The 12,307-nt window shown below is 33.9% G+C and carries 11 protein-coding genes and 4 tRNA genes; all 15 read left to right on the plus strand.

Annotation, left to right across the window (positions count from 1 at the left end; all coding sequences use genetic code 11):
• On the plus strand, positions 1–192 hold the full coding sequence (gene rpoZ / locus ACWIUX_RS08390; RefSeq protein ID WP_448590281.1) for a DNA-directed RNA polymerase subunit omega: 192 nt from the start codon (positions 1–3) through the stop codon (positions 190–192).
• A gap of 1 nt (position 193) precedes the next feature.
• Complete coding sequence (gene coaBC / locus ACWIUX_RS08395; RefSeq protein WP_448590282.1) at positions 194–1,366, plus strand: bifunctional phosphopantothenoylcysteine decarboxylase/phosphopantothenate--cysteine ligase CoaBC; 1,173 nt, start codon at positions 194–196, stop codon at positions 1,364–1,366.
• A gap of 57 nt (positions 1,367–1,423) precedes the next feature.
• Positions 1,424–2,167: a pyridoxine 5'-phosphate synthase gene (locus ACWIUX_RS08400; protein ID WP_448590283.1), complete on the plus strand. Its 744-nt coding sequence runs from the start codon at positions 1,424–1,426 to the stop codon at positions 2,165–2,167.
• Between the two features lie 20 nt (positions 2,168–2,187).
• Positions 2,188–3,627, plus strand: coding sequence for a type I glutamate--ammonia ligase (gene glnA, locus ACWIUX_RS08405; protein WP_448590284.1), 1,440 nt, complete (start codon positions 2,188–2,190; stop codon positions 3,625–3,627).
• 94 nt (positions 3,628–3,721) lie between these two features.
• On the plus strand, positions 3,722–5,563 hold the full coding sequence (gene glmS, locus ACWIUX_RS08410) for a glutamine--fructose-6-phosphate transaminase (isomerizing) (protein WP_448590285.1): 1,842 nt from the start codon (positions 3,722–3,724) through the stop codon (positions 5,561–5,563).
• Positions 5,564–5,569: 6 nt separating this feature from the next.
• Entirely contained in the window at positions 5,570–6,478 is a 909-nt protein-coding gene (locus tag ACWIUX_RS08415; protein WP_448590286.1) for a cation diffusion facilitator family transporter, read from the plus strand.
• A 46-nt stretch (positions 6,479–6,524) separates the two neighbouring features.
• On the plus strand, positions 6,525–7,961 hold the full coding sequence (locus tag ACWIUX_RS08420) for an NAD(P)H-hydrate dehydratase (RefSeq protein ID WP_448590287.1): 1,437 nt from the start codon (positions 6,525–6,527) through the stop codon (positions 7,959–7,961).
• Positions 7,962–7,992: 31 nt separating this feature from the next.
• Positions 7,993–9,102 carry a hypothetical protein gene (locus ACWIUX_RS08425; protein ID WP_448590288.1) on the plus strand — a complete coding sequence of 370 codons (1,110 nt, stop codon included), beginning with the start codon at positions 7,993–7,995 and terminating at the stop codon, positions 9,100–9,102.
• Between the two features lie 87 nt (positions 9,103–9,189).
• Positions 9,190–9,265: transfer RNA gene (locus tag ACWIUX_RS08430), tRNA-Lys, on the plus strand.
• 11 nt (positions 9,266–9,276) lie between these two features.
• Positions 9,277–9,351 (plus strand) — tRNA-Asn (locus tag ACWIUX_RS08435).
• 184 nt (positions 9,352–9,535) lie between these two features.
• Positions 9,536–11,146, plus strand: coding sequence for a DNA methyltransferase (locus tag ACWIUX_RS08440; protein WP_448590289.1), 1,611 nt, complete (start codon positions 9,536–9,538; stop codon positions 11,144–11,146).
• Positions 11,147–11,149: 3 nt separating this feature from the next.
• Complete coding sequence (locus ACWIUX_RS08445; RefSeq protein ID WP_448590290.1) at positions 11,150–11,923, plus strand: TdeIII family type II restriction endonuclease; 774 nt, start codon at positions 11,150–11,152, stop codon at positions 11,921–11,923.
• 57 nt (positions 11,924–11,980) lie between these two features.
• Positions 11,981–12,065, plus strand: a tRNA-Tyr gene (locus tag ACWIUX_RS08450).
• Positions 12,066–12,068: 3 nt separating this feature from the next.
• Positions 12,069–12,144, plus strand: a tRNA-Thr gene (locus ACWIUX_RS08455).
• 45 nt (positions 12,145–12,189) lie between these two features.
• Positions 12,190–12,307 (plus strand): GTP-binding protein (locus ACWIUX_RS08460; protein ID WP_448590291.1); only part of this gene is annotated, 118 nt, incomplete at its 3' end.

Genomic DNA, 12,307 nt, shown 5'->3' on the forward strand with positions numbered 1-12,307 from the left:
TTGATAGCACCAAGCTTAGAAAATGTTTTTAAAAAGATAAATTCAAGATATGCCCTAGTTATTGTAGCTGTAAAAAGGGCGAAAGAGATTAAGAGCAATAAAGATCTTTTTATGACTAACGTTAGCGATCCTCTTGAGCAAGCCTTCGAAGAAATTGCAAGTGGGAAAATAAAGGTTTTAGTAAATAGATAAGTTGAAGATACTTTTTGGCGTATCTGGTGGTATTTCGGTATATAAAGCAGCAAATTTTGTTTCATCTCTTGTAAAAGAGGGACATGAAGTAAATGTTGTTATGACTGAAAATGCCACTAAATTTGTTTCTCCTCTGACTTTTGAAGCTCTAACAAAAAATAATTGCTATACAGATACCAATATGCCTGTTGGCAAAGAATCTTTAGCTCATATAATCTTGCCTCAGAATTCTGATGTATTCGTTGTATGTCCAGCCACGGCTAATACTATTTCAAAAATTGCACTGGGTATAGCCGATAATTTACTTACTACAATGGCTATGGCAAGGAATTGTCCACTGGTATTAGTGCCAGCGATGAATAACGTTATGTGGCAAAATCCATCCTTACAAGATAACGTGAAAAAATTATTAAGTCAGAATGTGATTTTTTTTGGTCCTACTTATGGCAGACTTGCTTGTGAAAGCACAGGGCCTGGTAGAATGATAGAAACACATGAATTCTTGGAAATGTTTAACTATTATTTTTATCCTAAAAAGGATTTTCTTGGGAAAAAAATACTAGTAACTGCAGGGCCTACTCGTGAGCCCATTGATCCAGTTAGGTATATTTCTAATAGATCATCAGGCAAAATGGGTTATTTTCTTGCTCAAATTGCTTCATTGAGGGGGGCGCAAGTAAAACTTATTTCAGGGCCTACCAGTTTAGATACTCCCTATATGGTGGAAAGGATCAACGTTGAGACTTCTGAAGAGATGCTTAGATGTGTACGTGAAAATTTTGAAACTTGTGATATTTTGATCATGGCGGCTGCTGTATCGGATTTTAAGGTAAGCGAACAATTTATGAATAAAATTAAAAAGAAAGATAGTTTTGAAATTAAACTTACTTCAAATCCTGATATATTGAAGGAAATTAGTAAACTTAAGAAGAATCAGCTGGTTGTTGGTTTCGCTGCTGAGACAGAGAACTTGAATATTTATGCAAAGAAAAAGTTAGAAGAGAAAGGTTTGGATTACATAGTTGCAAATAAAATTCATAATAGCGGTTTTCCTTTTGGAAGTGAAGATAATGAAGTTTTGATTTTAAGTGCTGAAGGGGATTTCTTTGAATTAAGTTCTACTAAAAAGGATATTGCTAATTTTATTTTGGATATTTTATCAAAGAAATTGTGAGATAAATCTATCTTTTTTTGTGCTATAATTTTGACATCATAATAAAGAGGTGATTATGTGGTCAGGAAAATCCGTTTGGGAGTTAATGTTGACCATGTTGCTACACTTAGAGAATCGAGGAAAATTACGTATCCCGATCCGCTCTTTGCTGCTTTAATATCTTTGTCTGCAGGTGCTGATCTCATAACAGTTCATCTTAGAGAAGATAGAAGGCATATACAGGACAATGATGTCCTTAAGATAAGAAGGGCTGTAGATAATCTAAATTTAGAGATGGCCTGTGTTCCACAAATTGTTTCTTTTGCCCTCAAGGCAAAACCTAACAAGGTGACCTTAGTTCCTGAAAAAAGGGAAGAGCTCACGACAGAAGGAGGTTTAGATCTTTCTAAAAACTACGATACTTTAAAAGAAAGTATAAAAACTTTGAAGTCAAATGGGATTGAGGTTTCTCTTTTTATTGATCCTGATGAGGTTTCTGTTGAAAAAAGTTCGATGTTAGGTGCTGATTCTGTAGAGTTACATACGGGAAGATATGCTGACTCAATAGACGAAATTGAAAGGAATTTCGAACTGGAAAGGTTAAAGAAAGCTTCCTTTCTTGCTAAAGAAGCAGGTCTTAAGGTTTATGCAGGCCACGGTTTGAATAAAGACAATCTTTTTGAAGTTGCTTTGCTGCCCGAGGTTGAAGAATTAAATATTGGACACAGTATTGTATCGAGGTCAATATTTGTAGGAATTTATAGGGCAGTTGAGGAGATTGTAGAAAAACTTAACTTTGCAAGTGTTTTAAGAGAAAAATAAAAGTATTTAGGAGGTCTAATTTGAGCAATCAAGATAAGGTCGGTTTTAAAAACTATGAAGAGTTTAAAAATTTTGTCAAAGAAAATGAAGTGAAGTTTGTAGACGTAAGGTTCTGTGACGTTCCAGGAACATGGCAACATTTTACTGTTCCTGTAGAGGCCTTTGATGAAGGCGTAATTGAAGAGGGATTAGGTTTTGATGGTTCAAGCATAAGGGGTTTTCAACAAATAGAAGAAAGCGATATGATCCTTATTCCAGATCTATCTTCAGCCTTTATAGATCCATTTTTTGACGATCTAACTATTGACATTATTTGCGATGTAAAAGAGCCTATTGTATTAAGAGACTACCCAAAGGATCCAAGAGGTGTTGCAAAAAGAGCAGAAAATTATCTTAAGGCTTCTGGCATTGCAGATACTGTTTATTTTGGCCCTGAAGCAGAGTTCTTTATTTTTGATGATGTCAAGTATAAATATGACTCAAAGGGTGGCATGTTTTCCATCGACTCTGTAGAAGCGTGGTGGAACTCTGATAGAGATGAGGAGCCCAATCTTGGTCACAAAATAAGATCTAAAGAGGGCTATTTCCCCTGTCCTCCTAATGACCAATTACAAGATGTTAGATCTGAAATGGTAAAAGCTATGATGGAAGTTGGACTTGAGATAGAAGTTCATCATCATGAGGTTGCAACTGCAGGCCAGGTTGAAATAGATATAAAGTTTAATAGTTTGCTAAAAATGGCTGATAACCTTATGAAATACAAGTATGTAGCAAAGAATGTTGCAAGAGCAAATGGTTTGACAGTAACTTTTATGCCCAAACCTTTGTTTGGCGATAACGGTTCGGGTATGCACTGTCATCAGAGTTTGTGGAAGGGTGGAAAGCCTCTTTTCTACGATGAAAAAGGCTATGCTAATCTTAGTGACATTGCTTTGTGGTATATTGGCGGTCTTCTTAAGCATGCAAAATCTGTATTAGCTTTTGCCGCTCCAACTACAAATTCTTATAAGAGACTTGTACCCCATTATGAGGCTCCTGTGAACCTTGCATATTCACAAAGAAATCGTTCTGCTGCTATTCGTATTCCAATGTACACTGCCAATCCAAAAGCAAAGAGGATAGAGTTTAGGCCACCCGATCCATCTGCAAATCCCTATCTTGCTTTTTCTGCAATGCTTATGGCAGGTTTGGATGGCATTGAAAACAAGATTGATCCTGGTAAGCCTCTTGATAAAAACATTTATGATTTGCCACCTGAAGAGGCAAAGAATATTCCTTCTGTTCCCGGTTCTTTAGATGAAGCGCTCGACGCTCTTGAAGCAGATCACGAATATCTCTTAAAGGGCGGGGTGTTTTCAAAAGGTTTGATTGAATCCTATATTGGATTAAAGAGAGCTCAAGCTAAAGAATTAGCTATAAGGCCTCATCCTTATGAATTCGTTACACTTTTTGATATTTAAACAAAAATATCTTTAAATTTATAAATATTTGAATTGGCACTTGGTATCTTTAACCAAGTGCCATTTTTATGTTGTGTTTTAGAAAGGAGATAATATGTGCGGAATAGTTGGTTATATTGGTAGTAAAAATTCAGCAGATGTTGTTTTACACGGTTTAAAGAAATTAGAGTATAGAGGATACGATTCAGCTGGTATTGCTGTAGTGAATGAATTAGGTGAACTTGATATCAGACATGCGGTTGGAAAAATTATCTTTCTTGAAGATAATTTAAGAGATATTCCTCTTAGGGGTTTTGTTGGGATTGGCCATACGCGATGGGCTACTCACGGAGAGCCTTGTCTTAAAAATGCTCATCCTCAGGTTGATTGCACCTTTTCTATTGCTGTAGTACACAATGGAATCATTGAAAACTATCTAGAACTTAAAGATAAGTTGATATCCAAAGGTCATGTTTTTAAATCCGACACTGATACAGAAGTAATAGCCCACTTAATAGAGGATTATCAAAAAACAAATAATGATACTTTCAGCTCTTTTTTGAAAGCTTTGAACGATTTAAGAGGCGTTTTTGCTATAGCACTTGTAAATGCTAAAGAGCCAAATAAAATATTTGCAGCAAGACAATTTGCACCCCTAATTTTGGGACGTGGACAAGGGGAAAATTTTTTGGCCTCTGATATACCAGCTATATTAAAATACACCAAAGAAGTTTATATTATGAATGATGGTGAAGTTGCAGTATTAAGCAAAGATGATATAAGTGTTTTTGATATGACCGGAAATAAAATTAAGCCAAACTTTTTTAATGTTAATTGGAACGAAGAAGATGCAGAAAAGGGTGGTTTTGACCATTTTATGTTAAAGGAAATTTCCGAGCAACCCCTAGTCGTTCAGGAAACAATTGGTCAAAGAGTATTTTTTGAAAACGAGTTTGAACCTTATAAAAATGAACTTCCTAAAGATGTGATAAGAAGTATTTCAAGAATTTGTTTTGTGGCATGCGGTACTTCTTATCATGCTGCATTAATAGGAAAATTTTTAATGGAATATTTAGCAGATATGCCATGTGAAGTTGATTACTCTTCAGAATTTAGATATAGAAATGCAGCAGTTAATAATAACGTTCTAACCATTGCAATATCTCAATCAGGCGAGACAGCCGATACCTTAGCTGCTATGAGAGAAGCTAAAAAAAGAGGTAGTTATGTATTGGCTATTACTAACCGATTGGGTTCTACTGCAAATAGGGAAGCTGATTTTAGTATTTTAACGAGGGCAGGTCTTGAAATTGGAGTAGCAGCTACAAAGACATTCACTTCTCAACTAGTAAGTTTGTATATCTTAGCCCTTTATATTGGAACTTGTAAAAAGAGCATTTCAAAAAGTGTTGTTGAGGAAACACTTGAATATCTTCTTGATGTACCAAAACAGCTTAAAGAATATTTCCCAAAATACTTGAGCGATATTGAAAAAAGTGCAAAAATTTATTCTGGTTATAAAAATATGATCTTTATGGGCAGGGGTATAAATTATCCAGTGGCTCTTGAAGGTGCTTTAAAACTTAAAGAGATTTCATATATTCATGCTGAAGGATATCCTGCAGGTGAGATGAAACACGGTCCAATAGCTCTTCTCGATCCTACTACCCCTGTTTTGGCTATTGCGACAAAGTCTTCTATTACTTATGAGAAAGTTTTGTCTAATATCGAAGAGGCAAAGAGTAGAAGATCTAGAGTTGTAGCTTTAATTAGTGAGGGTGATAAAGAAGCTATAAATCTTGTAAACGATGTTTTATATGTACCTGATGTGCCAGAAATTGTTTCGCCAATTTATAACGTTGTGCCGTTGCAACTTTTTGCGTATTATGCTGCTGTATGGCTTTCGAGAGATCCAGATAAACCAAGAAATCTTGCAAAATCGGTAACAGTGGAGTAGATACAATTGAGCGAACATCATCATCATGAACAACTTAATAAAATATCTGATATCAACGATATAAAATTATTTTTAGTTATAATTTTAAATTTTGGCATATCTTTTTTTGAAATAATTGGGGGAATCCTTTCAGGAAGTGTTTCTCTATTTTCTGATGCAATGCATAACTTTAGTGATGGTTTATCCGTGTTAATTAGTTATATTGCCATAAAAATACAAAACAAAAAAAATGATGAAAAAAGAACTTTTGGATATAAAAGATCAGGTATTATTTCAGCTTTCATAAATTCTCTGATTTTGATATTTATATCTCTCTTTCTTTTTAAAGAGGCATATGAAAGGTTTTTGCATCCCGCAAACATTAATAGTTCTATTATAATTTCAGTTGCATTTTTAGCAACCATTGCAAACTTTTTGGGAGTTCTTTTATTGCATAAAGGATCACGGGAAAATATGAATATAAAATCATCTTATTTACACTTGCTTGGGGATACACTTTCTTCTATTGGCGTAATAATAGCTGGAATTTTAATTTTCTTATTTCATAAAAATTGGGTAGACCCCTTTATAGCTGTTTTGATTGGTATGTATATTTTAAAAGAAAGCTTTGATATTTTAAAGAATTCCACAAACATATTGTTTGAAGGTGTGCCAAATAATATTGACATTTACAAGATTGTTGAAGAAATAAAAAAGATAGATGGAGTTATTGATGTACATCATGTTCATATATGGTGCTTGAATGAGGATAATATAAATTTTGAAGCGCATGTAGATGTAGAAGACGTTTTGATAAGTCATACTAAAAAGATAATAGACGAGATTGAAGAGAAATTAAAGCGATTTGGAATTAATCACGTAACTATCCAATTTGAACATAATTTTTGTGTGGGCGTTGGGGTAATTAAAAATTAAGTTGATGTTACAATAACTATATATAAATTTCAAAGGGGGCTTTGAAATGTTTGTTTTGAGCTCTTCAGATATTAGATTTGAAGAAGAGAAGCTTTTTTCTACCGGGCAAACACCTTTGGCTCTTATGAGTGTAGTAGGGGCAATGAGCTCATTGAGGTTTGTTGAAGATTTCAAAGACGCACGTAGGATAATAGCAGTGTGTGGTAAGGGGAATAATGCAGGGGATGCACTTTCTTTGCTTTATAATTTAAAATTAAAGGGCTATGATTGTTCTATTTATCAACCGTGGGGCGCAGCAACTGAAGAGTGTAGGGTTCAAAGAGAACTTTGTAGGTCCTTAGGTATAGAAGAAACTTCAGACTTAAAAGGTGCAGATGTTATTATAGAAGGACTTTTAGGTATAGGCTTTTATGGAAAACTTAGAGATGAAATGCTTAGATTGATCAGGGAATTGAACAGTTTAAATAAACCGATAGTTTCTATGGATGTTCCTGCTGGATTAAATTCTGACACAGGAGAACCTCAACCTGAAGCGATTAAAGCTACTTATACCTATTCCATCGGCTTTTTAAAAAGAGGTTATCTCTTTAGACGTTCATATGAATATACAGGTAAAGTTGTGATAATAGATATTGGTTTTCCAATTCCAGAAAACGGCATAAAGTTATTTACATCTTCTGATTCAAAGGAGCTAATAAGAAAAAAGGATGATTTTGTTCATAAAATAGAAAAGGGATCCTTACTAGTATGGGCAGGATCTAAACAGTATCCTGGTGCGCTTAGGCTTTGTTTGGAAGGTGCTTTAAATATGGGATTAGGGATGAGTTTTTCAATTGTAGAAGATGAATTTTCGCTTTTGCCTGCAGAGACGATACCTATTGTTGAAGAGGATTTTGTAAATGGGAAGGTTGGAAATAGTATTTCAAAAAAATGGAAAGCTGTTTTAATAGGCCCTGGTCTTACAAAGAAAAGAGAAGAATTCATAAAAAGTTATGTCTCACAGTCTAATTTGCCAATGATTTTGGATGCCGATGCCTTGTTTCCTGAAATTCTTGATTTAATAAAAGATAAAGAAGCAATAATTACGCCTCATGAAGGTGAATTTGAGAGAATATATAAAAATGACGCAGATAGGATAGAAAGATTTGAAACTTTTCTTGAGTTATATCCAAACATTACTTTAGTTCTTAAAGGGGCAAACACTTTGATAGGGAAGGGGTTTCAAAAATATCTAATACCTATTGCTGATTCTGATCTTGCAGTAGCTGGTTCTGGTGATGTATTAAGTGGGATGATTGGTGCTCTTCTTGCAACTGGATATGATACACTTAGCGCGTCGCTTTTAGCTACTTTTGTTCATGCAATTATTCCTGAATTTGCTAGACAAAGAAATATGAAAGTAACGAGGGCTTCTGATTTGGCCAGATTTTTAAAGACTTTTGGAGGTTTTGAAAATATTATAAATAATTGTGATTTTATATAATTAAGAACAATCAAATTATGGAGGAATATTCATGAAAAAATTTTCAAATGTGGCACCAAAATCTCTTATCAGAAAGGATTTTGATCATTTAAACACAACTGTTCATTTAATAGTAAATGATAAAGTTAAACCGTTAATACTAATACAATCAATAGAAGGACACGCTCATGAAGGTCACTCTGTTTTTAGAGGGGAAAAATTTCCTAATACTTGCATGGAAGATATTGTGTTAGCTCTTAATATGGATGTAGATGTAATTAAAAGAGAAAGGCAAAAATTAATTGATGATATAAGGGAGTGGTTTCTAAGCCTGAAAGAAGAAGATTTAGATAATAGAAAGCCATTATTAAATTCGTTTGGGGAGCCACTACTTGGAATTACAATTTTTGAAAATATGCAAGTTTCTGTAAAAAGTGCTGTTTTCGGATATGTCTTAGCTGGATTGATGGACGATATTGAGTATAGAAAGAAAGCTGAAGCCAAATACAAAGTTAATATTGGAGGGGGAGATATTTATATTGTTGACAGAACAAAAATGGAGGAGCTAAAAATAACAGGAGATATGCTTGCAAAGGAAGAAAACGAAAAAAACATTGAAGAATATAAAAGAAATGGCCTGATAGTTTCAAGTGATAGGGTTTTACCTGGTTCAAATGTAATAGTTTCTCACTATATCAGACATAAAAAGGGACCTGGTCTATCTGATGATGCTGCCTTGCTCTCGGCTGGATTTTTGTCAATTTTTAAGAAAAGAGATGTATCTGCACTTATTGGAGCTTTTTTGGCTGACTCAGTAGATACTTTAGATAAATTTTCCGATAGAATAGTTGAATTGGGTCAGGATGAAGAGCTTGCATTCGAGCTAATTTCTAAATTCAAGCAATTTGATCTACGTGAGGATTTACTCTTAAAATTTATATATTTAGCTAGTATACCAGAAGATATGAAGGGTAATGTTCCAGATAGTTCTATGAGACATTTTTTGCAAAAGGATGAGAAGGTAAAAATTTCAGAACTGGAAAGTCATATCTCTTTTTTACGAGGTGAAGAGGTACCTTCTATCATTCTAGCATTTCAAGAGGTGCCAAGTCATAAGTTCTATAATTATTATAATAATAGACTAAAGGAACTAGGGATCTAATCAGTTTGGCATTCGTAATATTTTCAAAAGCGTTTCTCTAAAAATTTGACAAAATAAAAATTTATTAGTAAGATATTTATCCGTAGCGGGTCGTTAGCTCAGTTGGTAGAGCAGCTGACTCTTAATCAGCGGGTCAGAGGTTCGAATCCTCTACGACCCACCAGATTTAAATGTTCCTCGGTAGCTCAACGGTAGAGCAACCGGCTGTTAACCGGTAGGTTGTAGGTTCGAATCCTACCCGGGGAGCCATTCATAACATCATAAAATGAGGTTTTTCGGAGTTAAAAAATGACTCTCTTCCTTATCTTTCTTGTACTTACTTCGCTTATCAAGTTATTCAAAAAGTACAGATTGTTAAACCGTGTGTAATAATGTTGAAAATTATGTGAAATAAGAAATTGAAGTTAAGCATTAAGAGGAGAAAGATTAAAAAATGTCAAAGATGCAGCCCACACTCTTTAAAGAAGAGGATAAGAAGTTCGTAAGTTTGAAAGAGGCAAGTGTTTGGGCTTCTCAATATCTAAATCGCAGAATCAGTGTTTCAAATATATCTTATCTAATTCAGTATGGAAGGATAAAGAAATATGAAAATAATGGCAGTGTTCTTATACATATAGATGAATTAAAAGATTATTATGATAATTTTTCTAAGGAAAAAGAATGGCGAAGTATATTAGGAGAAGATATCGATTGGCATTTATCTTTTTCTCAATATAAAGAAACCGAAAGAACAAAACACGTCCATAGGTTGCATCCTTACAAAGGTAAATTTATTCCTCAATTAGTAGAGTATTTTCTTGATTCGCATACTGATGAGTTTAAAAAAGAGATTTATTTTAGTAAAGGTAATATAGTTTTAGATCCATTCTGTGGAAGCGGAACAACATTAGTACAGGCAAACGAATTAGGAATACACGCCATTGGAATAGATATTTCTCCTTTCAATGTCTTGATTTCTAATGTAAAGGTTGAAAAGCATAATCTAACTCTAATAGAAGATGCGATTCGTAAACTGAATTTAAAACTAAAGGAATTTCAAAAGACCAAAAATAATATTATTTTTGAAGAACATTTGTTATCAGAATTGACAAGATTTAACAATAAGCATTTCCCTTCGCCGGGATATAGAAGAAAGATTGCAAACGGTGAAATCAATGAAAATGAATACGCAAAGGATAAAGAAAAGGAATTTCTTAACATTTACAATGAACTAATACGAAGGTATCAAATTAAAATAAGACAGGATAAAAATGAGACGTTTTTAGACAAGTGGTTTTTAGATCCAGTAAGAAAGGAAATAGATTTCTTATCAGAAGAAATTAAGACATTAAATAATTTGGATGTAAAAAATGTTCTAACTATTATCTTAAGTAGAACTGCCCGTTCATGCAGAGCTACGACTCATGCTGACCTGGCAACGTTAAAAGAACCTGTCACTACTACTTACTATTGTAAGAAGCATGGAAAAATTTGTAAACCAATATTTTCTATAACAAGATGGTGGAAATTTTATACAGTTGATACACTAAATCGCATTAAAGAATTTGACAAGTTGAGAACAAATACTTTTCAGGTCTGTTTAACAGGGGATAGCAGAATAATAGATATTTATGAAGAGATTAAAGAGAAAAACCAAGAGCTTGCTGAAATTTTATTAAAGCAAAAAATAAAAGGGATTTTTTCGAGTCCACCTTATGTTGGACTTATTGATTATCACGAACAGCATGCATATGCCTATGAGATATTTGGATTTGAACGAAATGACGAGTTGGAGATAGGACCTTTATCAAATGGCCAAGGGGAAGAGCAGAGGAATTTGTATGTTAGAGATATAGCGCAAGTTCTGATAAATTGTAAAAAATATCTTCAGGATAATTATGATGTATTTTTGGTTGCTAATGATAAATATAACCTTTATCCAAAGATTGCAGAATTAGCCGGGATGAAAATTGTTAATGAGTTTAAACGTCCTGTTTTATGTAGAGTTGAAAAAGACAGAGAAACACCTTATTCAGAATCAATATTTCACTTAAAAGAAAGATGAAAAATGACTCTTACAAAAGAACAAATAGAAAAAATTGAAAACACTATTAAAGAAAGTTTAAAAAATAAATTTTTGTCATATAATCCGGAAACAAGTAATATGCCATTTCATTATCGCCTACTTGGTCGGGATAGAATGGCGTTGTTTTCTTTTATTCATTCTTTAAATACAACTTTTGGTACATCTATTTTTGAACCTGTAGCTGAAGCATTGGCAAGTTTAAGATTTCCTGTTGCAAAAAAGCAATTTGTAGTGGGTGATACTATAAGTGAACAGGCACAAAACGAAATTCAACATATCATAAATGAATTAACAATAGGTAAAAATCCAGACAAGCTAGAAGAAGTTGAAAGAATAAGAAAAGTTGCAACCTTTGGTAATATAAATAAATTAAAGACTGTAAAGGTAGATTTATTTGTTAAATCTAAAGACAATACTGTTTATATGTTTGATTTAAAAACAGCCAAGCCTAATATTAGCAATTTTAAAGACTTTAAGAGAACATTGCTTGAATGGGTAGCGATTTATTTATTAAAATATCCTAATGCAAGTATTTGTTCATGTATTGCTATTCCATATAATCCTTATGAACCCAAACCTTATGAAAGATGGACTTTGAAAGGAATGCTGGATTTAGATAATGAATTGAAGGTTGCAGAAGAATTTTGGGACTTTCTCGGGGGAGAAGGGTCTTATTTAGAACTGTTGGATTGTTTTGAAAGAGTAGGGGTAGAGTTGAGACCAGAAATAGATAAATATTTTTCAAAGTTCAAATAAAGAGAAAATAACCTGTTTACAAATTTCTAAAAAATTGGTAGAATTTTAATCGCAGTTGGGGAGGTACCCAAGTGGCCAACGGGGGCGGACTGTAAATCCGCTGGCACCGCCTTCAAAGGTTCGAATCCTTTCCTCCCCACCATGAGCCCACGTAGCTCAGTCGGCAGAGCACTTCCTTGGTAAGGAAGAGGTCACCGGTTCTATTCCGGTCGTGGGCTCCAGTTTAAGAGTTTAAAAATAATACCATTTTGAACGGGGGATGTTCAATGGCAAAAGCGAAATTTGACCGAACAAAGACACACCTTAATGTTGGTACCATTGGTCATATTGATCATGGAAAGACCACTTTGACTGCAGCTCTTACAATGACTCTTGCTGCTGCAG

The organism is Thermodesulfobium sp. (assembly GCF_053498235.1).